The 20,957-nt window shown below is 39.3% G+C and carries 21 protein-coding genes; 5 read left to right on the top strand and 16 right to left on the bottom strand.

What is annotated here, in order from left to right; genetic code table 11:
- The first annotated feature begins 123 nt into the window (after positions 1 to 123).
- Positions 124 to 1,347 carry an MFS transporter gene (locus RE409_RS07690; protein WP_201181646.1) on the top strand — a complete coding sequence of 408 codons (1,224 nt, stop codon included), beginning with the start codon at positions 124 to 126 and terminating at the stop codon, positions 1,345 to 1,347.
- A gap of 131 nt (positions 1,348 to 1,478) precedes the next feature.
- Positions 1,479 to 2,210, top strand: a complete 732-nt coding sequence (locus RE409_RS07685) for a ZIP family metal transporter (RefSeq protein ID WP_201181648.1) — start codon at positions 1,479 to 1,481, stop codon at positions 2,208 to 2,210.
- 646 nt (positions 2,211 to 2,856) lie between these two features.
- Here the strand turns inward: RE409_RS07685 and RE409_RS07680 are convergent.
- Both RE409_RS07680 and RE409_RS07675 read right to left on the bottom strand, forming a co-directional pair.
- Positions 2,857 to 3,099: an aspartyl-phosphate phosphatase Spo0E family protein gene (locus tag RE409_RS07680; protein ID WP_201181650.1), complete on the bottom strand. Its 243-nt coding sequence runs from the start codon at positions 3,097 to 3,099 to the stop codon at positions 2,857 to 2,859.
- A 645-nt stretch (positions 3,100 to 3,744) separates the two neighbouring features.
- Positions 3,745 to 5,904 (bottom strand): PAS domain S-box protein, encoded by a 2,160-nt coding sequence (locus RE409_RS07675; protein WP_309558791.1) that lies wholly within the window; start codon positions 5,902 to 5,904, stop codon positions 3,745 to 3,747.
- A 284-nt stretch (positions 5,905 to 6,188) separates the two neighbouring features.
- Here RE409_RS07675 and RE409_RS07670 point away from each other — a divergent pair, with 284 nt between their 5' ends.
- Together RE409_RS07670 and RE409_RS07665 are read left to right on the top strand one after the other, a co-directional pair.
- On the top strand, positions 6,189 to 7,214 hold the full coding sequence (locus RE409_RS07670; protein ID WP_201221543.1) for an acyltransferase family protein: 1,026 nt from the start codon (positions 6,189 to 6,191) through the stop codon (positions 7,212 to 7,214).
- Between the two features lie 216 nt (positions 7,215 to 7,430).
- Positions 7,431 to 9,191: a B12-binding domain-containing radical SAM protein gene (locus tag RE409_RS07665; RefSeq protein WP_309558790.1), complete on the top strand. Its 1,761-nt coding sequence runs from the start codon at positions 7,431 to 7,433 to the stop codon at positions 9,189 to 9,191.
- A gap of 41 nt (positions 9,192 to 9,232) precedes the next feature.
- Here RE409_RS07665 and RE409_RS07660 read toward each other — a convergent pair whose 3' ends face one another.
- Positions 9,233 to 9,379 carry a hypothetical protein gene (locus RE409_RS07660; protein WP_309558789.1) on the bottom strand — a complete coding sequence of 49 codons (147 nt, stop codon included), beginning with the start codon at positions 9,377 to 9,379 and terminating at the stop codon, positions 9,233 to 9,235.
- Positions 9,379 to 9,537: a hypothetical protein gene (locus tag RE409_RS07655; RefSeq protein ID WP_056530653.1), complete on the bottom strand. Its 159-nt coding sequence runs from the start codon at positions 9,535 to 9,537 to the stop codon at positions 9,379 to 9,381. The genes RE409_RS07660 and RE409_RS07655 overlap by 1 nt, the downstream gene beginning before the upstream one ends.
- Before the next feature lie 122 nt (positions 9,538 to 9,659).
- Here RE409_RS07655 and RE409_RS07650 point away from each other — a divergent pair, with 122 nt between their 5' ends.
- Positions 9,660 to 9,995 (top strand): DUF3905 domain-containing protein, encoded by a 336-nt coding sequence (locus tag RE409_RS07650; RefSeq protein WP_201221547.1) that lies wholly within the window; start codon positions 9,660 to 9,662, stop codon positions 9,993 to 9,995.
- A gap of 88 nt (positions 9,996 to 10,083) precedes the next feature.
- On the opposite strand, the gene RE409_RS07645 is transcribed toward RE409_RS07650, so the two are convergent.
- The 12 genes from RE409_RS07645 to RE409_RS07590 all read right to left on the bottom strand — a co-directional run bounded on the left by RE409_RS07645 (position 10,084) and on the right by RE409_RS07590 (position 20,948).
- On the bottom strand, positions 10,084 to 11,061 hold the full coding sequence (locus RE409_RS07645; RefSeq protein WP_201221549.1) for a quinone oxidoreductase family protein: 978 nt from the start codon (positions 11,059 to 11,061) through the stop codon (positions 10,084 to 10,086).
- Positions 11,062 to 11,076: 15 nt separating this feature from the next.
- Positions 11,077 to 11,856, bottom strand: coding sequence for an enoyl-CoA hydratase/isomerase family protein (locus RE409_RS07640; protein ID WP_201181663.1), 780 nt, complete (start codon positions 11,854 to 11,856; stop codon positions 11,077 to 11,079).
- 16 nt (positions 11,857 to 11,872) lie between these two features.
- Positions 11,873 to 12,652 (bottom strand): SDR family NAD(P)-dependent oxidoreductase, encoded by a 780-nt coding sequence (locus RE409_RS07635; protein ID WP_053345118.1) that lies wholly within the window; start codon positions 12,650 to 12,652, stop codon positions 11,873 to 11,875.
- A gap of 36 nt (positions 12,653 to 12,688) precedes the next feature.
- Positions 12,689 to 13,447 carry a 2-phosphosulfolactate phosphatase gene (locus RE409_RS07630; RefSeq protein ID WP_207196294.1) on the bottom strand — a complete coding sequence of 253 codons (759 nt, stop codon included), beginning with the start codon at positions 13,445 to 13,447 and terminating at the stop codon, positions 12,689 to 12,691.
- Positions 13,448 to 13,451: 4 nt separating this feature from the next.
- Positions 13,452 to 14,513: a phosphotransferase family protein gene (locus RE409_RS07625; protein ID WP_201221551.1), complete on the bottom strand. Its 1,062-nt coding sequence runs from the start codon at positions 14,511 to 14,513 to the stop codon at positions 13,452 to 13,454.
- 30 nt (positions 14,514 to 14,543) lie between these two features.
- Entirely contained in the window at positions 14,544 to 14,945 is a 402-nt protein-coding gene (locus RE409_RS07620) for an acyl-CoA thioesterase (protein ID WP_201181666.1), read from the bottom strand.
- 16 nt (positions 14,946 to 14,961) lie between these two features.
- Positions 14,962 to 15,741 (bottom strand): enoyl-CoA hydratase/isomerase family protein, encoded by a 780-nt coding sequence (locus RE409_RS07615; protein ID WP_116821739.1) that lies wholly within the window; start codon positions 15,739 to 15,741, stop codon positions 14,962 to 14,964.
- Positions 15,738 to 16,622 carry a 3-hydroxyacyl-CoA dehydrogenase family protein gene (locus tag RE409_RS07610; protein WP_201181667.1) on the bottom strand — a complete coding sequence of 295 codons (885 nt, stop codon included), beginning with the start codon at positions 16,620 to 16,622 and terminating at the stop codon, positions 15,738 to 15,740. The genes RE409_RS07615 and RE409_RS07610 overlap by 4 nt, the downstream gene beginning before the upstream one ends.
- 39 nt (positions 16,623 to 16,661) lie before the next feature.
- Positions 16,662 to 17,231 carry a TetR/AcrR family transcriptional regulator gene (locus RE409_RS07605; RefSeq protein WP_201181668.1) on the bottom strand — a complete coding sequence of 190 codons (570 nt, stop codon included), beginning with the start codon at positions 17,229 to 17,231 and terminating at the stop codon, positions 16,662 to 16,664.
- A gap of 72 nt (positions 17,232 to 17,303) precedes the next feature.
- Positions 17,304 to 18,914 carry a long-chain-fatty-acid--CoA ligase gene (locus RE409_RS07600; RefSeq protein ID WP_274606932.1) on the bottom strand — a complete coding sequence of 537 codons (1,611 nt, stop codon included), beginning with the start codon at positions 18,912 to 18,914 and terminating at the stop codon, positions 17,304 to 17,306.
- A gap of 37 nt (positions 18,915 to 18,951) precedes the next feature.
- Positions 18,952 to 19,725, bottom strand: a complete 774-nt coding sequence (locus RE409_RS07595) for an SDR family oxidoreductase (protein ID WP_201181671.1) — start codon at positions 19,723 to 19,725, stop codon at positions 18,952 to 18,954.
- Positions 19,722 to 20,948 (bottom strand): acyl-CoA dehydrogenase, encoded by a 1,227-nt coding sequence (locus tag RE409_RS07590; RefSeq protein ID WP_057213375.1) that lies wholly within the window; start codon positions 20,946 to 20,948, stop codon positions 19,722 to 19,724. The genes RE409_RS07595 and RE409_RS07590 overlap by 4 nt, the downstream gene beginning before the upstream one ends.
- Positions 20,949 to 20,957: the final 9 nt, after the last annotated feature.

The following is a 20,957-nucleotide window of genomic DNA, read 5'->3' as shown; positions in this document are numbered from 1 at the left end:
TATGTTGGGCAATACGAACACTAACAATTGATTTAAACAAGGGTGTAATACATACAGAGCACACTTGCGAGCGAATGATTGGAATATGTAAGATTCTTATTTTAGAAAGAAGGAAATATACATATGGCAAGTATCACTGCATTTAAACCAGAACCGCAAAAAAAAGATATGACACTGAAGATCATGATTATCATAGGAATATGTCATTTAATGAATGATTCCCTTCAGGCCGTTGTACCGGCCATGTTTCCCATTCTTGAAAAATCAATGTCTCTAACGTATACACAGCTAGGGATGATTGCATTCTGCTTGAATATCGTCTCATCGCTTCTCCAACCTGCTGTTGGCTTTTATACAGATAAAAAGCCCCTTCCCTTTGCATTACCTATTGGATTGACCAGCACTTTAATCGGGGTCATCGTTCTCGCACTTGCACCAAACTATACTATAATCCTTGGTGCAGTCATTCTAATGGGCTTTGGGTCAGCCATTTTCCATCCGGAAGGCTCCCGGGTTGCATACATGGCTGGAGGTCCTAGGAGAGGCCTGGCACAATCAATTTATCAGGTTGGTGGGAATAGCGGGCAAGCTCTCGCCCCTCTCATTACTGCCATCGTACTTGTTCCATTTGGTCAAAAAGGTGCACTTTGGTTTGCCTTAGTTGCCTTTACAGCCGTTATGCTATTACTGTATATTGCCAAATGGTATTCTCAAAAGCTGGTGCACTTCAAGCCGAAAAAGGTTGCAGCTAAAGTAATTAATAAAGAGCGCTCCCATAAAGTGGCCAAAGCTCTGGTCTTAATTTTATTCATTATTTTTGCCCGTTCCTGGTATGTCTCTTGCATGACGAACTTTTACAGTTTTTATTTAATCGAGCAGCATTTATTCACGATAAAATCCGCACAGATCTTCCTATTCGCCTTTTTAGCTGCTGGGGCTGTAGGAACGTTTTTCGGCGGACCTCTTGCGGACCGGTTCGGCCGTAAAAACGTGATTTTGTTTTCTTTCGCTGCCAGTACGCCTATAACCGCTCTGTTGCCATTCGTCCCGCCTACAGCCGCCTTTATCCTATTATTGATCGCGGGATTTATTATTATGAGCAGCTTTTCAGTTACCGTAATCTACGCACAGGAATTAGTTCCAGGCAAAGTAGGAACAATGGCTGGCTTGACCGTCGGCCTAGCATTTGGAATGGGCGCCATAGGATCTGTTTCATTGGGGGCAATTGCAGATGTCATCGGAATCGCATCCATGATTAAGCTTGTAGGATTCTTGCCTTTGTTAGGAATCATCAGTTTGTTGCTACCAACTGATCTCACTCTAAAAAAATGGTATGCCGAAGAATAAAACACATAAAGAATTACAGTACTACCAAATGAGTTTTTCCTGGAACCTATTTTTATCATCTCAATACAATATATTGTTTCACTCAGAAAACACACAAAAGTAACGATAAGTACCATACAAAGGAGAAATTTATGAGTGGAGTTTTATTAGGCAGCATCCTATCTGCTATGTCTACAGGGGCCGGTGCGTTACCCATCTTGTTCATTCAAGGTTCAATCACACATCGCTTTAGAGACACGCTTCTGGCATTTACTGCCGGTATTATGATGGCTGCTTCGTTACTGAGCCTGATTCCCGAGTCTTTAGCCACTGGGGGGTATATTCAGCTTGTTATTGGGGTTTTTCTCGGGGTCATGACATTAACAATTATGGAGAAAAACATTCCACATATCGATCTCGGTCATACGAAGAGTGGCATTCAATTCGACGAAAAGGCTTTGCTTATCATTACAGCCATTACACTGCATAATATCCCGGAAGGTCTTTCTGTTGGGGTCAGTTACGCCTCAGATGCAGCTGATACGGGCAATTTAATTGCTTTTGCTATTGGTCTGCAAAATGCTCCGGAAGGTTTGCTTGTCGCCTTGTTTTTAATCAATCAAAAAATCGGAAAGTTTACGGCGTTCATCATAGCCACATTAACCGGTACCATCGAAATAATCACAGGCCTAATAGGTTTTTATTTAACTTCTTACATTGGTTTTTTAGTTCCATACGGCCTCGCTTTCGCCGCTGGTGCTATGCTTTTCATCGTCTATAAAGAATTAATCCCTGAAAGCCATGGGGATGGAAATGAGCGCACATCCACCTATTCCTTCATTGTCGGCCTATTGTTTATGGTTATATTATTGGAAATTTTATAATTCTCGTGCATTCATGGCTGGCCCTTTAAAATGAGTCAGCCTTTAGTTTTTGCATCTCAGACTAATGATATATTTTTAAAGTTGTCATTTAAGCCAGATACACCTATGAAGCTGCCTTCATACAAGTAACCACCTGTAATTTTCTGTATATTTAGAAAGTGGTTTAGTTATTGAACCCCTCAATCATAAAAGAATACTATGTACCTCTGTTGAGTTAACATACTCCGACATATAAACCTAACACTCTATTTTCCCAACTAATTGAACTTTTCTAGTTTTTTAACCAAATTGAACTTTTCCTGCAACACAAAGAATGTCCTCAGAGTCTTCCTCTGTTCACTCCTCTGCAAGTTGTCCAAACTAAGAGAAAAATAAATATAAACTATCCCCTTATTTTTAATGATCTTTGTATCAAATCTTTTGAAATCATATAAGCAGACAGCACCTCACAACGTTCATCAATCTCTTAAAACAAAGCAGCCCGGCTTCTCTCTCCGCATATATATATTTATATTCCATCCTTGTTCTTACGTTTCCATAGTTCATTACTAACAGGATTGAAAAAAAATATATACACCATATGAGAGTTTACTCCCTTTTATGTTTTTCCATTTCTAATTTACAAAGTCATTTCATTCAGATCCATTTAATATGTAAAATCATCATTAAAGGGCTTCTGTACAATAACAACCATTTCTTCTCGTTTATTTCTCACTTCAACTGACGAATGATGTTGAAGGATTAAATACTCATTTATCAGTTTATCAAGTTGCTCGCTTTGGCGAAGGGTATACTCATGACTCATCCCATACATTTTTGCCAACTCCATCATTTCCCAACGCTTCATTCGAATTTCAGAACAAATTTCCGTAGTACTCCTAGAATTCATAACAACACTCACTACTCCTGCCCTTTTAAAGTTACATTATAATAATGAAGTATTACAAAATATGCCTTATATGTAAATAGATTCGCAAAAAAAGACAAAACTTCTTAAATTGCGATAAAGCCTGACCCTTCAGCGGACATGATATGACGGGAATTTCTTATCATAATCTACTTGTTTTGATTTAGGATCCTAAGTCTTAAATCGTTTTTACATACTGCTAACTCTGGACCTTGAGCCAATATTATTCATATTTAATTTTCACTGTTTTGTTACTTGCTAAAATACTTCGACAGTTTACAACCTTAGCAAACTAGAACGAAATTATCAATAAGTAATAAGTTAATAGAGTGCATAAAGAGATTCATTCACTTCAAGGAAAATAGAATTTCATTAACAAAATGGCAAGCAATAACCGTTGGATTTTACATTAAACCTGTAAATCTCAATTAGATTCTAAATTTGAATCCTCCGTTAATTTCAATGAAATTAGCGTTGAGGTATGAAATTCAAAAAAGGAATCCATCGAAGAGGGATTCCTTCTTAACATTCAGACTTACTTATGCTTTCTGAAAAAATAACAAAATAGGGGAAGAAAATTCATCTGCTACTCTTCAAATTGCAAGCAACCTATCTTCATCCTCCTGTTTAACTCGCGAATGGTAAATATATATGAAAGCTAGTCCCCTTCTCAACTTTACTCTCCACTTCGATATAGCCCTTATGTTCCTCAATAATTTTATAGCTAACCATAAGCCCCAGCCCTGTCCCTCTATCCTTTGTCGTATAAAAAGGTTCACCCAACTTTTTCAGCATTTCCGTCGAGATTCCCATCCCTTGATCGATAATTGATATACAAACGTACTTCTCGGAAAATCTTCTCGTCTTAATACGAACAGAACCGCCATCCGGCATGACTTCCAATGCATTTTTAATAATATTAATAAATACTTGTTTTAGCTGATTTGCTTCGCAGAAAACAGTAAACTCTTCTTCTTCAAAGTTCGTCTCAAATTGAATATTTTCCAGTAGAGCTTGAGCGGCAAGCAACTCAAGCGTCTCCTTCAGAATTGTATGAACATCTTGTTTGAAAAATTTAAGTGCTTGAGGCTTTGCCAACACCAAAAATTCAGTGATTATGGTTTCAATCCGCTTAATTTCAGAGGTAATAACATGAAAATATGTAGAGAAATCACCCTTGACACCATCCTCAAGTAATTGGATGAATCCTTTTAAAGCCGTCATTGGATTCCTAATTTCATGGGCAATCCCTGCAGCCAGTTCACCAACAACATTTAAGGTATCTGATTTCCGAATTTGCTCCTGCATTTCAAGATTTTTACTCACATCACGAAAAATGGTTAAATGCACGCTCGAATATAAATTTTCTCTAGTTAAAAATTCAATATGTTTAACTCTTCCATTTTCAAACATTATCGGGATGATAGATGAGTAAACCCCATGTTTGTAGACTTTTTCAATATGAGCGTTCAGATCAGCTGCATTCCCAGGTATTTTTTCAATAAACTCCTTAATAGTTAAAGAAAGAAGTTTATCCTTCGAAATCCCCAAAATTTCCTGTCCCGCCTCATTAATGTCTGTAAACCCTTTATCATTCCATAAAATCAAGCCATCTAATGTTCCCTCAAAAATTTTCCTGAATTTCTTTTCACTATCCCGTAATTCTTTCTCAATCAGCCAGCGCTCGCTGACATTCCGAAAGATTGTCACATTATAACCATCGCCTTCATGTTTTTTTGAAGTTAATTCAAGTAATTTAATTTGATTATTCGGCATTTTATAAATCAGTTCTCCCCTGACCTGGGTGTCTCTTTCAAACGTATCCATCATCTGATTAAAATGTTGATTATTGCTGTAGACATATTTCCAAATATAACTGCCTATCAAGTCTTCCCTACTAGACTCAAATATTTTACAGGCTGAATGATTTACTCGAAAAATGATACCGTCATCATTCCAAAATATTATCGCATCCATTGACTGGTCAAATAATTCTGCAAAAATCCTTTTGCTCGTCTCTAACTTCTTTTCCATTAAATTCGATTCAGTAAGCTTTCGAAACACCGACATATATAATTCATTTCCGACTGTCGAACTAAGTGAAAAAATAAATGGATGTGGCTCATCATGGACTATTATCTCTACCTCTCCTCTGAAGTTCGACTCACTGAAGACTCTTCGAATACTTTCTTCCCAATATGACTTATATTTTTGGGAAATGAGATCCGTCATATTTTTTCCGACAATATCCTTTTTCGGAATGCCCAGGACATGGATAAATGCATGATTCACTTCTATGATTATTCCTGAGCTATCAAAAAGCACGATGCTCTCAATGGCTGTATCAAAAATGTCCAAAAACATCTGCCGTGACATTAATGTTTCCCGGGAGGATGAAACATCCAATGTCACATCCTCCAAACGATAAATTTGCTGTCCTTCGGAAGGCGCTCCAATACGCAAAAATTCAATTTGCTTTAGCGCTCCTGTATGAAGTTGAATCATTTTCTTTTCTCTTTCCTCGCTACTACTTTGTGAGCCGAATTCTTCATGAGTCAAAGGGATGACCTGAAGAAAATCAGTTAATTTCAGTAATTCCAGCTGCTCTCTCGGTGTTTCCAACAGAGTACAAGCTGCCTCATTCACATAAGTGAACCTTAGTTCCTCATCTACCCTAATATAGGGCTCTAACATAGAATTGAAAATTTCGTTATATCTTTCAATCTGTTTATTTAATTTTATAATTTTTTGTTTATATCCCGTTTCATTCTCATAACCTAAATTCATATTTACACCCCTTATTCAAAGACCAATACTTACCCAACCTTATTCGACAACTATCTTAAATCTCCTCGGTATTTTCAAAAATCAGTAAAATCATATCACCATTCAAAATCCAAAATTTTACTTTATTTTAAATTATAGTATGTTGAATCGACTAATACTTAGAGTTAAGCTTAATTTAAGAATGATTTAATAAAATTACTAATATGAGATTTAATTCTATGAATTAAGGGTATATAAATAACAATGCTTTCTAGCTACCTTAAAATTTATTAATGGAGGCAAATATGAAACAACGTGATTTTTTCTTTGATAACGCCAAGTTCATTCTCATGGCCTTTGTCGTCTTTGGACATTTACTAAATACGTATATACACGACAGTGAAACAATTTACGCTCTATATAAAACCATTTATTCCTTTCACATGCCTGCTTTTATCCTTGTTTCAGGGTTTTTTGCAAAAGGTTTTTATCAAAAAGGGTATTTAGCTAAAATTACAAAAAAATTAATTTTACCTTACATTATTTTCCAAATGATATATACCGTTTACTATTATTTCTTATATGAACGTACTGCCATCACAGTAGACTTGCTTGATCCTCAATGGTCGCTTTGGTTCTTGATCAGTTTATTCTGTTGGAACATCATGCTACTTGGTTTTTCAAAGCTAAAGCCTTCAGTAGGCATAGGTTTATCTATTTTAATCGCTTTATTAATTGGGTATATTGACAATATCTCCAATTACCTTAGTCTCTCAAGGACATTCGTTTTTTTCCCGATGTTTTTAATCGGTTACCATTTAAGCAAAGATCATTTAAAAAAGTTATTCACACCCAAAGTTCGTTTGGCTTCACTTGGTGTCATGTTAGTGATTTTTATCGGCTTTTATTTAAATACCGATATAAATTATAAATGGCTGCTCGGTTCGAAACCCTATGCCGAGCTTGAAGATGCGACAATCGTGTCCATGTTTAAGCGACTAGGATTTTATGGATTGAGCGTAATTTCAGTGTTTAGCTTTCTATCCTTCATCCCACGCGGACAATATTTCTTTACCAATTGGGGTAAACAAACTTTATATGTGTATCTGCTGCACGGCTTCTTCATTCGTTTCTTCCGTGAAAGCACGATACAGGACTACTTCAGTAATACAGAGAGTTTTATCATGCTTGCCGGCCTCTCATTCTTGATCACTGTGTTATTGTCAAGCCAAATGATTGCTACAATGGCCCAGCCAATCATCGAATTGAAAGCAACCAAAACAAAACGTTTCATGACTAAAACAAAAGAGTATATTAAACAAGCATTTTGAAATAAAACGGATAAAGCAGTTTCTGCTTTATCCGTTTTTTCAAACATAATTCCATACCAACTTACAAGCCAAAAGCAAAGGCAATAGATTCCCCTTCATTAATAATAACGCATTTTTCAAATGGAGCAGGCTATGGTAAAATTACTCGTTAGTGCTTGTTGGCTTAAAAAGACATGTACACGAAAGGAGCCAGGCGTTTCTTTTACGCCCTTTAACATGAATATAATAATCAGTACTCTTAACGCAAAATACATCCATACATCGCTATCCATCCGATATTTAAAAGCTTATGCTCAGCCAGATTATGATGTACAGCTGGCAGAATATACGATAAAAGACCCGATTATGAACATCGTTGGCGACCTTTATTCCAAAAAACCTGATGTCATCGGGTTCAGTTGCTATATTTGGAACATCGAGGAAACAATGAAAGTCGTGGCAATGCTGAAAAAAATCAATCCTGAATTGGTTATCATTCTCGGCGGACCTGAAGTCACATATGATGTTGGTGAATGGCTTGACCAGATTCCCGGAGCTGATTTTATCGTAATTGGCGAGGGGGAAGTTACTTTTAAAGCTCTTTTATCTGAAATTGAAGGTGCTAACGATTATAAAAAAGTTGGTGGGATTGCCTATCGACAGGATGGAAAAAAAGTTATTCAGCCACAGAATGGCAAGGTGGATTTGAAATCCCTCCCTACCCCTTATCGATTGGAAGAAGACCGCGACGAGCTATCCAAACGTGTCACCTATATCGAAACAAGCCGTGGTTGTCCGTTTAGCTGTCAATTTTGTCTTTCATCGATCGAAGTAGGTGTCCGGTATTTTGATCGGGAAAAGATCAAAGAAGATATTAGGTACCTTATGGAAAATGGTGCAAAAACTATTAAGTTCGTTGACCGTACCTTCAATATCAGCCGGAGCTACGCCATGGATATGTTTCAATTTTTAATTGACGAACATCATCCTGGAGTGGTTTTCCAATTCGAAATCACAGCGGACATCATGCGTCCGGAAGTTATCCAATTTTTGAATGATCATGCACCAGCAGGGCTATTCCGATTTGAAATCGGCGTACAATCGACGAATGATCATACAAATGATTTGGTCATGAGAAGACAAAATTTCGAAAAACTAACACGGACAGTCACCATGGTCAAAGACGGTCAAAAAATTGATCAGCATCTTGACTTGATTGCTGGTTTGCCTGAGGAAGACTATCTTTCATTCAGGAAGACCTTCAATGATGTTTTCGAACTAAGGCCCGAAGAAATGCAGCTTGGTTTCTTAAAAATGCTGCGTGGTACAGGCCTACGGATACGTGCCAATGATCACGACTATATTTACAGTGATCATGCTCCTTATGAAATTCTTGGGAATAATGTTTTGTCCTTTGACGACATTGTCCGTATTAAACAAGTTGAAGATGTGCTTGAAAAATACTGGAACGATCACAGAATGGATCATACGACAGAGTTTCTGGTTGAATCGGTGTTTAATTCACCATTCGACTTTTTCCAAGAATTTGGTACCTTCTGGGATGAACAAGGCTGGTCACGAATCGGACATCAACTTGAAGACTTGTTCCGTCGATTACAGCAGTTTTTATCTTCCAGAGAATCAGCTGATTTAAAAACCATTATCGGACTCATGAAATTGGATTATTTCATGAATCAAAAATACAAACCACGTAAACCATGGTGGGATGCTTCTCTTGATAAACAAGGGCGCAAAGAGATTTATGAAGAAACTTTAAATAAACCTGAACATCTTGGATCTTCTTTCATTGCCTTGGGACTAAATGAAAAAGAAATTCACAAACACACATTACTTGAAGAACTTCCCTTTGATTTAGAAACATATTTAGCAGATGGAACCATTGTTAATAAACCATCGATTATGCTTGCTTATTTTGATCCGAGCGGAAAAGGCTCATCCATTTTTTCTCTTTCAAAATCTGATAGCATCATTTTATAAGAATAAAGGACGGATCCCAAAAAGGGTCCGTCCTTTATTCTCTATTTATTTTCACGTTTTTTATTTTCTGTAGACAATATTTCATAGATCTTGGATGCATTCATATCACCACTGAATTCCATTCCGAATTCCGTTCGTACTATTTCTTCTACCCGTTTTTCTTGAGAGTTGAGTTTGTTTTTATCCATTAACTTCTACCTTTTCTGCCTTGCTTTGAATTACGGTTGGCACCTTTCATGGCGTTTTCTTCAACTGCGAATTCATTTGAATATTCCTCTACTGCTTGGTTTTTCTTTGGCGTCGTACTTGCTTTGATTGCTCCATCTACATTGGCTTTCCGTTTCATGTTCATTCCACCTTTTTTAAAAAGTTTTACTTTTTAGAATGGGGTAATTCCGCTAAAAATTATTCAGGGATAATATATGGGTAGTCGAGTAAAATAACCCTAAAACGAAAGGGAGATACTTTATGAAAAGGAAATTGGATAATCCAATAATGGATGATACCCAACCTCACCAAATTAACGCGCCGAGCTTTAAAGGTACCGGGATAAAACCGCAAGCTCCTTTTGTTAATGATTATGGAGTCGTCATTGGGGACAGCAAATATGCATCAGAAAACTCACCACTCGAAAATTGGAGCGAAGATACAGACCCAGAAATCATGGCTGGAGACGAATGGATACACCCAACTAATGATATTGGATGGAACTCAACTGAAAACCGCGAACTGTTAGAGGCAAAAAGAGCCCCACAAGCCCCTTTCATGCATCCTGATAAAGATGTGAGTATTAAAACGGATTAAATGACTCACAAGTCATATAGCCAAAATTCACTAGTAATACCCACATAAAATAAGGGTGTCCCCGGTAAGTCCGGTACACCCTCCTTCCTTATTTAACCTGCAAAATCAACTTTCCTTTTGTTTGGCGGGAGCTCATTTCTTCATGTACATCAGCAGCCTGTTCAAACGGATAAATACCTCCGATAGTCAGCGTTAGCTTACCAGACGCTACGTAAGAAAAGAGCTCTTTGATGCTTGGTAGCAGCAAATCTGGTTTTTTCATAATCTGCGGCAGGAAAAAACCTACCACAGATTGATTACGGCGCATTAAAACCTGTGGGTTCATCGTATATGCCTCACGGCTAGCATTACCAAAAACAACAAGTCGGCCAAATGGAGCCAAGCATTTCAGTGTTTTATTGAATATGTCTCCACCAACCATTTCCAGTGCGACGTCGACACCCTTTCCTCCAGTGGCCTCACGCACTTCCTGCTCCCAACCTTCTTTGGTGTAATTGATGAGAATATCGGCTCCCAGCTTTTTAGCTAGCGCCAGCTTTTCCTCAGTACTTGCGGTGGCAATTATTTTTCCAGCCCCGAAGATTTTGGCAAGCTGGACCGCAATCGTTCCAACGCCTCCTGCAGCTGCATGGACAAGTACCGTTTCACCCTGTTGCAGGCGTCCCATCGTTTTTATAATGTGATAGGCACTTAACCCTTGTAGCGGTAAGGCAACAGCCTCATGGAACTGAATCACATCAGGAAGAGGAATTGCAGAGAATTCATCCGATAAGGCATATTCGGCATATCCTCCCGCTTCAATCAGACTCACGACCCTTGTCCCCGGTTTGATTTTGGTTACTTCTTCACCAACCTCCACCACCACTCCAGCTATTTCCGCACCTGGTATGAAAGGTAGTGGTGTAGGAACCACGTATTGCCCTTCCCTTCTTGCTGTATCGGCATAATTAACGCCGACACAGTCAATTTCAATCAGCACTTCATGTCCAGTTGGCACCGGCTTTTCTTTATCAGTCATTTTCAGTACTTCCGGTCCACCGTATTCTTCAAATTGAATGGCTTTCATCACTGTTCCCCCTTGTTAGTTTCCAGTAAATTCAGGTTTACGTTTTTCTTTGAATGCCGCAACTCCTTCTAGATGATCTTCTGTAGACGCCATCAAGGTTTGGGTAATTCGTTCCTGTTCGAGCATTTCATCTAGTGTGGCCGTAAATGAATGACTAACGAGTTTTTTCATCATTCCAAATGCCTTTGTCGGTCCATTGGCAAGGTTGTCAGCAAGTTTCAACGTTTCTTCTTCTAGTTGATTTAGTGGAAATAAATAATTAATGACACCTAACTGATATAAGCGCTCGGCCGAAATCGGTTCAGCCGAAAAGAACAGCTGCTTTGCAAGATGAGGACCTACTAATTTTGGTAAAAAGTACGAACCTCCTCCGTCTGAAATCAAGCCCACCTGTGAAAAACTCATTGCAAATTGACTATCATCGGAAGCCACAATTAAATCGCATGCGAGTGCCAAATTGAAACCAGCTCCTGCCGCAAATCCATGAACTGCAGCAATAATAGGAACCTCAGAAGAATCCATCGCCAAAATGCAATCATTCATTTTACCAACATGATCATACAATTGTCCTGCCGAGGCTTGACCCATCGACTTAACGTCTCCTCCTGCAGTAAAAGAACGTCCAGCCCCTTTGATGACAACGGCCCTTATATGAGGCTTGTGCTTAACATCGGTAATCGTTTTCGTTAAGTTTGAGATCATATCTGGGCTAAAGGCATTCAAGCTTTCAGGACGATTCAAAGTCACGATTAATACATTATTATTTACTTCTGTTAATAAGTGTTCTTTTAACATTTACCCATCCCCTTTTCTACTTAATCAACCAGCCGCCGTCAACCAAAATATCGGTTCCTGTCATATAGGAAGCTTCCGGCGAAGCAGCAAACGTAATGACATTACTAATTTCCTCCGCTTTACCTACTCTTTCCAGGGCCGTGTTCCGTTGAATGGACTTTACGAATTTTTCATTCTGCAGACCATCCTCTGTTAAGGGTGTTTCAATAAACCCAGGTGAAACGGAATTGACACGTATGCCAACTCCAGCTAATTCCAGTGCTAGAGATTTAGTCAAACTGATTACTCCTGCTTTAGCGGAGCTGTAATGTGGGATAAATGCTCCAGCTTGATGTCCTGAGAGTGAAGCAACATTCACGATTGCCCGGTTTACGGAGTCACCATTCCCATTTCTAGCACCTTCTTCCATCACTTTTCCTAAGTACTTCGAAACAAGAAAGACACTTTTTAAATTGACATCTTGAATCATATCCCAATCATCTGTAGAGGTATCCAGAAGCTTCGAGGATTTCGATCCACCTGCGTTGTTGATTAAAATATGAAGATCCCGATATTGTTCTTTTACATACAGCGCCAACTCTTTTATATCTTCCTCTTCCGTCACATCTGCAGGAAAAATATCGGCCACGGGAATTGTGTGCCGGGCATTGATTTCAGCAGCTACTCCCTTCAGCTTTCCTTTCGTCCGGCCCACTAATAAAACCTTTGCTCCTTCGTCCGATAAGCGCATTGCTGTAGCCTTTCCAATTCCAGATCCTGCACCTGTTACCACCGCTATTGACTGTAAAAACCTCATTCCTTCACCTCTTCAACTGGATTTGATAACATGTTATTACGTTTCCTGCCTTTTCAATTCAGCTTCGATTCTCCCATCTATCAACTCAGGAACAAGATTTATCGAACCTTTTTGAGAAGCCAATTTCAAATCATCAATCAAGTCATGTTTATCAAACAGCTGCCCGACATGTGATGATTGCAGAATATCAAAAGTATTGTCGGTATTCGTCTGATAAAAAGTGCAAGCAGCAATTGCTGCATCATTCAGACTGAACGTTCCATGTGCTCCAGTAATCAAGCACTCTATCAAATGACCTGCTCCGTAAAAGTCTTCCAAACTAAATTCACCCGAATTCCCCGAACAAACGATAATTATCGTTTCGGTCTGATGATCTTTTTTTATTTTTTCAGCAACAGAGGGATTATTTAACAAGGACGCTATATACACCTTTTTGGCTGCAGCAGAGTTTCTCAGTGCAACCGTCCCATTAGTCGTAGATAATACAAGCGTTTTATTGAGAACTAATTTACTCAAAAGCGTCGGACTCGGATACATGAATCCATCAACCGGCTTAGCCTTAAGTTCTCCTGCCAATAAATAATCCTCATGATCCAATTCCTTGCTTCTCAATAGGGCGTCTACAGGGTTAAGGACAGGAATTACTTGTCGGGCTCCATTATGAAGAGATGAAATGATAGTTGTAGTCGCTAATAAAACATCCAGGATGATGGCCACTTTCTCTCCTTCTAAAAGCTTTTCCCTATCTATCTCTTCTTTTTTTAATAGCAAATGTATGTTTTGTATATGTCCCATATTCTCAAGCTTCCTTCGCCGCAACATGGGCTGCATGGGTGATTAAGCTTTTGACCGTTATTCCAAGTTTAGAAAAGCGGAGATCATTGGTCTGTCCTTTTTTATAACGGTAATAGATTTGCTGAAGGATGACAGCTAACTTAAAGTATCCAAAGGTTAAATAAAAATCGATGTTGGAAACATTCCTGCCACTTCTCACTGCATAGGCTTCAATAAATTCTTGTCGGGTCAGAAAACCATCCAAGGTTGTAACTGACGCTTGTCCCAAACCGAATTTAATCAATTCTGGGTCGCTGCTTTCAGTCCAATAGCTCAAAGCAACTCCTAAATCTGCCAGCGGATCGCCAACGGTGGACATTTCCCAATCAAATAATCCTACCATTTCGCTTAGGTTTTGGTTAAACATTGCATTATTAATCTTGTAGTCATAATGGATAATGGAAGTTTGGCTATACTGTGGTATATTCTTTTGCAAATAATCGATAAGTGGCCCTACTTCTTCGATTTCATCTGTCTTTGCCCGCTCATATCGGGAAATCCAACCGTGTACTTGTCGCTCGATAAACCCTTCAGGCTTGGAGATTTCCGCTAATCCCGTCTTCTCATATGGAATTGAATGGAGGTCAGCAAGCTGATTAACCATGACATAAGAAAGCTGACGACACCTCTCTGAAGTCGGTTCGACTCCTTCGGGAAACTTAGAATCTATTACAACTCCATGTTTTCTTTCCATTAGAAAAAAGGGAGATCCGACGATTGAATCATCATCCGAAAACAGTATAGGTTCAGGAGCTGCTTGAAAATACGGGTTGATTGATGAAAGAATATGGTGTTCCCGTTTCATATCATGTGCCTTTGGAGCAACAGGACCAAGCGGCGGTCTCCTTAATACAGCTTCCCACTCTCCCATCTTCAACTGATAGGTCAAATTGGAATACCCTGTAGAAAACTGTTGCAGTTCTAACGGTTCATTTGGTAGGTCCAAAACATTTTTTCTCAGAAAATCTTCTAATGTACTTAAATTCAGTTCCTCACCGGAACGAACAGGAATCGTATCATCAACCAATTTCCTTCACTCCTTTACACTTTAGTGAATCTAGGTATGAACAAGATGTGAGATAAGCGTATCTTTTATCATTACAGGAATAGGTTCACTTTTCTGTTCAGTAAAATTGAAACAAACTAAGACCGCACTCCCCTTTGCAATGGCCTCTCCAGTTTGTGAACAATAGATGTCATGGACCATTTCACAGCTTTTCGTGCCTACCTTTGTCAAATATGTCCGAATAGTTAAAAGCTGGTTAAAGTACCCCTGAGAAATAAAATCGCATTTTGTGGAAGCAAGCAAAAAATTCCACTCTTCGACATTTGTCGCTAATCCCAACGCTTCAAAAAATTTCATGCGGGCTTCTTCGAGGTAAATAAAATAACTTGTGTTATTGATATGGCCCAAGGCATCCGTTTCTGAAAAGCGGACGTTAACTTTTAATTCATGCATTATGTCCCTCCTTGTTTTATCGATGTAAGAAAGCAGGTTTCCGCTTATCTAAGAATGCTGAAACTCCTTCTTTCACATCTTCAGTTTGGAAGATTTCTTCAAAAAGATTTGTTTCAATCTCTAATCCTTGTTCAAGTGTCGATTCGCTTCCTTCATTTATAGCCTTTTTAATTCTCGAAAGCGCCTGAAGTGAATGTCTCGTCATTCGTGAGGCTAAATTTTTTGCCTCTGTTAACCCGCATCCCTGCTCGACGACTTTATTGACGAGCCCTATCTTTTCTGCTTCTTTTGCATTAAGTGAATCACCGGTAAAAATAATTTCCTTTGCTTTTGCATTCCCAACAAGTCTAGACAAACGCTGTGTACCCCCAGCTCCTGGAAATAAGCCTAATTTCACTTCCGGCAGGCCGATTTGCACCTGTGCTTCGGCTACCCGCAAATCGCAGGCCAGAGCTAGTTCGCATCCGCCTCCTAAAGTCATACCGTTTAAGACAGCAATCGTCGGTTTAGGAAAATGATCAATTTTATTTAAGATTGCATGACTTTCCCTTACAGTTTCTTTCATATTCGGATTTCCCATCATTTGTGGAAATTCTTTTATATCCGCACCTGCAGCAAATGCAATATCGCCTGCACCAGTAATGAGTACTGCTACCGTTTCATTATCTTCTTCAAGCTCAGTAAATACTTCCAACAAACCCTTAAATACATTTTTACTGATTACGTTTAATGGAGGATTATCAATGGTTACAATAGCAAGCTTATTTTCCTTTTCCACTCTCACTAAATTTCTCATTTTTTCACTCCTTTGTTTGGATAGTCATACCAGCCCTTACCTGTTTTCCTTCCTAAATGTCCTTGTTTCACCTTTTCTTCAATACAAACATTTGGTTTATCTTCAGGATTTCCAGTTTCGTCATATCGCTGTTGCATGACGAAATAACTTACATCAATACCTGATAAGTCCATCAGTTCAAACGGGCCGATTGGATGGCTTAATGCTTTTCGACAAATTAAATCGATATCCTTGTAATCAACGATTCCTTCTTCATACAGAAATAATGCTTCACGCTGTAATGCACCTAAAATTCGATTGGCAACAAAACCTGATATTTCTTTCCGTAATAAAATGCCTGTCCTGTTCATTTTCTGAGTTACTTCCATTGCAAGCTTTGCTGTTTCTTCAGATGTTTGATCACTCATGACAACTTCAACACAATCCATTACTAAAGGTGGAAAAAAGAAATGCATATTAATAAACTTATCTGGACGATTTGTCACACCCGAAAGGAGACTATTGACGATAGTTGAACTATTAGTCGCAAAAATTGTTTCTGCTGGTGCCAACACCTCTAGTTTGGCGAAGACTTCCTGTTTCACATCAAGTTTTTCTACAATCGCTTCGATGATAAGATCCGCCCGGCTTGCCGCCTTTTCCAAATTGGTAGTATATTGAAGGCGACTGAAGGCTGCCAGTTTACGATCTTCAGTCAATTTTCCTTTTTGGACCCACTTAGCCAAAATATCTTCCAATTTTTCCTTAGCTGTTATTAAAGCATTTTCTTGAACATCCTGGAGAACTGTCTCGAATCCTCCAAGTGCTGCAAGCATCGCAATCTGATGCCCCATCTGGCCGGCTCCAATTACGGTTATAGAATTAATTTGCTTGTTCGGCATAACGTCATTCTCCCTTCTACTAACTAGTTAGTATGTAATTTATCTTCCTTCTTCAATTCCCTGTAAAATCATTCCCATAAAAATCCTTGCCACTTCCTGATCTGTTTTTTCCCCATCTGGATCAAACCAATGATAGCTCCAATTGGCCACACCCAAAATCGCAAACGAGATGATAGATGTATCGAGATTGGAGCGAAACTCTCCACTCTCGATACCTTTTTTAAGCAACTGCTCAATTCTATTACGGAATTCATCACGCTTAGGAAGGATCTGAGCCAGTTTTTCTTCACTTAGATTTTTCATTTCACGAAAAAAGACCGTAGCGCTTGATTTTTTTGTTTTGATACTCTTTAAAAGCATATAAACCATTTCGAAAAGCTTATCTTTGCAGCTTTTTTCAAGAACCTGAATGATTTTTTCCTGCTCATTTAGGAGCTCATCTATGTAAGCCAGATGAATATCCATAAGCAACTGTTCTTTGCTCGTAAAGTAATAATAAAACGTTCCCTTCGTCACACCAATCGATTCAACAATATCCTGAATAGACGTCTCACTAAAGCCCTTCTTTTCGAATAAACGTATGCTATTTTCTGTCATTTTTTCTTTCATGTAAGCATCCTCGCATTCTGTTTAAAATTTCAGGTGAATTGATATCATACGCTTTCGTATTATCAAGCCATATTATTTTTTAGAAAATTCTTCTCTTAAAGCTCGCCTTAAAATCTTTCCGACGTTTGTTTTCGGAAGCACTTCACGAAATTCTACAAGTTGCGGGACCTTATAGGCCGATAGGTTTGCACGGCAATAATCGATGATATCCTGTTCGCTTGCCTTCTGATTACTTTTAAGAACAAGCACTGCTTTAACGGACTCTCCTCTATAGGTATCCGGAACTCCGATAACAACCGCTTCCTGAACAGCTGGATGTTCATAAAGCACTTCTTCTACATCACGCGGATAAATATTATAGCCACTTGCAATAATCAAATCTTTTTTCCTGTCGACAATATAGAGATACCCGCCTTCATCAACCTTGGCAATATCACCTGTATAAAGCCAGCCATCCTTCAGAGTCACCGCCGTTTCCTCAGGCATATTCCAATAACCTTTCATCACTTGCGGTCCTTTGATAATTAACTCTCCCATTTCACCCGTAGCTACTTCCTTTGTTCCGTCTCCTAGATCCACCACTTTATAATCAGTGGAAGGGAAACCAATCCCGACACTACCGGTCTTTCTTTCAGCAAATATAGGGTTACAATGCGTTGATGGGGAAGCTTCCGAAAGACCATAGCCTTCCATTATTTTCGCCCCTGATTTTCGTTCAAACTCACGAAGCAGTTCCATCGGCATCGGGGCACTCCCGCTGTTACAGACCCGAATCGAACCCATACCGTATTCTTCAGCCTTAGGGTGGTTCGTTAACGCGACGTACATAGTAGGTACACCAGGGAAAATGGTAGGCTGTTCACGCTTAATTGTTTCTAATACTTCCTCTATTTCAAACCGTGGCAGTATAATTGAATCACCCGCAATATACACCGATAAATTCATTGCAGACGTCATTCCAAACACATGAAAAAGTGGTATGACCGTCAGAGTTCGTTCACAACCTATTTTTAGTTCATGCTTGAAGAACTCATAAGATTGAACTACGTTTGCCAGAATATTGCTGTGTGTCAGCATTGCACCCTTCGAACGTCCCGTTGTGCCTCCTGTATACTGAAGTACGGCTATATCATTTCCCGGATCAATTGTTACTGGAGTAATGTTGCCATCGCCTGTTTTTATAAATTGATCAAATGAAATATCAGGTTGGAAATCTGCATCAGATGGTTGTAGGCTGACTACTATAATATTTTTCACATTTACATTCTGCTGCACACTTTTCACTTTTGGATATAGTCCGTCTAACACCACAATTGTTTCGGCACCAGAGTCCTGTAAAATATGCTGCAACTCTCTTTCAACCAACATTGGATTGATTTGTGTAATAATGGCACCTGTAGTCAATGAGCCATAGTAAGCTATGACGTATTGCGGACAGTTAGGGAGCATTATTGCTACACGATCACCCTTTTGGACACTCTTTTGTTGAAGAGCTGAAGCGAAAGCTTGTGATGCAAAGAAAAGCTCCTGATAAGAAATCTTTCGACCATAAAAAGTAATTGCTGTATTGTTTGGATAGGACTGAAATGTGTTTTTAAGGATCTGCTGCATCGGAAACTCAGGAACTTTTATTTCCTTAGGTATTGAATCAGGATACATTGACAGCCACTTTTTTTCATTCATCATTACATACCCTCCAGCCATATTTAATTACTTTTCATTACATTGCATGCGAACCCCCATCAACTATTAAGATATTCCCCGTCACATAATCGGAGGCTTTCGAGGCTAGGAAAATCGCAGCTCCTTTTAAATCATCATCACTCCCTAACCTTTTAAGCGGAGTGGATTCCAAGATAGGATTTTTTCCTTTCTCAAGAACGCCTTTGGTCATTTTTGTCGGAAAGAATCCAGGTGCTATCGCATTTACATTAATATTATGCTGGCCCCATTTAACGGCTAAATCCTTTGTTAAGGTAATTACTGCCCCTTTGCTCGTATTATAGCCGACTGTATCAAGGACCCTTGGGTCCGTCCCGCCAAGTCCCGCGACAGAAGCAATGTTTATGATTTTTCCATACCCCTGATCGATCATGATCCTACCTACAGTCTGACTCATGATGAAGGTTCCAGTCACATTGACATTCATTACCTTCTGCCAGGCTTCAAGGGGCATATCAACGGCAGGAGCTCCCCAGGATGCCCCGCTATTATTTACTAAAATATCTATAGATCCGAATGCTCTGTAAGTTACGTTCACTACTTCCTGTACATCTACCGGGTTGGTAATATCACATTTGATGGAAAGCGCCCTCACTCCCAGCTTCTCGATATGCGATGCAACTTCATCACATGCCTCCTTCTTTCTGGAACAAAGAACCACATTGGCCCCTGCTTCGGCAAAGCCAGTCGCTATTTGTTCTCCAAGCCCTCTTCCTCCACCTGTAATAATCGCTGTCTTTCCGGTTAAATCAAATAGATCAGTCGCTTTCATATTTTCACCTCATGCTTTTGGTGTTTGCGAAGTTCAATTTTAGCGATTTGCGAACGGTGTACCTCATCCGGACCATCGGCAAGCCTCAATGTCCTGGCATTTGCCCAATGAGCCGCAAAAGGGAAATCATCAGATATACCTGCTGCGCCAAACCCTTGGATGGCACGATCCAGCACTTTTAATGCCATGTTAGGTGCAACCACTTTTATCATGGCAATTTCCGCCTTCGCTTCCTTGTTTCCTACAGTATCCATCATATATGCAGCTTTTAAAGTCAAAAGCCTGGCTTGCTCAATTTCAATACGGGAATCTGCCACCCATTCCATAATCACACCTTGTCTCGCCAAAGGTTTTCCAAAAGCGACACGATTTTGAATACGCTTACATAATTCTTCAAGCGCTCTTTCTGCAGCTCCGATAAGCCTCATACAGTGATGTATTCTTCCAGGACCAAGCCTTCCTTGAGCAATAGCAAACCCTTTCCCTTCACCCAAAAGAATATTCTCGCTTGAGACCCTCACGTTTTCAAAAGTTATTTCAGCATGTCCATGAGGTGCATGATCATAACCGAAAACAGGGAGCATTCTCTCAATTTTGACTCCCGGTGTATCCAGCGGTACGAGAATCATAGATTGTTGTTCATGCTTAGAGGCGTCTGGATCGGTCTTACCCATAACAATAGCAATTTTACATCGTGGATCACCAGCTCCAGAAGACCACCATTTCCGACCGTTTATTACATATTCACTACCGCTTTTTTCAATTCGGCACTCAATATTGGTTGCATCAGAAGATGCCACTTCTGGCTCTGTCATTGAAAAGCATGAGCGGATTTCCCCAGCAAGCAACGGCTTCAACCAGCGCTCTTTATGTTCATCAGTACCATAACGAACCAATACTTCCATATTCCCAGTGTCAGGCGCATTACAGTTAAAAATTTCGGGTCCTATCATCGATCTTCCCATAATTTCACAAAGCGGCGCATATTCAAGATTGGTTAAACCAGCTCCATAATTGCTTTCCGGTAAAAATAAATTCCAGAGTCCTTCTTCCTTTGCTTTTGCAGTTAATTCAGATAAAACCGGCGGTATTTCACTCCAGCGGCTTTTCTGTTTTTCGAGCTGCTTATGATACACCGATTCATTTGGGTATACGTATTTCTCCATAAATTCTGTTAACTTCTTTTCCAGATTTTTTACTTTTTGTGTATGTTCAAAGTTCAAATTAATTCC

The sequence above is a fragment of the Peribacillus sp. R9-11 genome, assembly GCF_031345095.1.
GTDB classification, from domain to species: Bacteria; Bacillota; Bacilli; order Bacillales; family DSM-1321; genus Peribacillus; species Peribacillus butanolivorans.
Note: the sequence above shows the minus strand (reverse complement) of the source record. Positions and strands in the feature narration are given on the sequence as shown.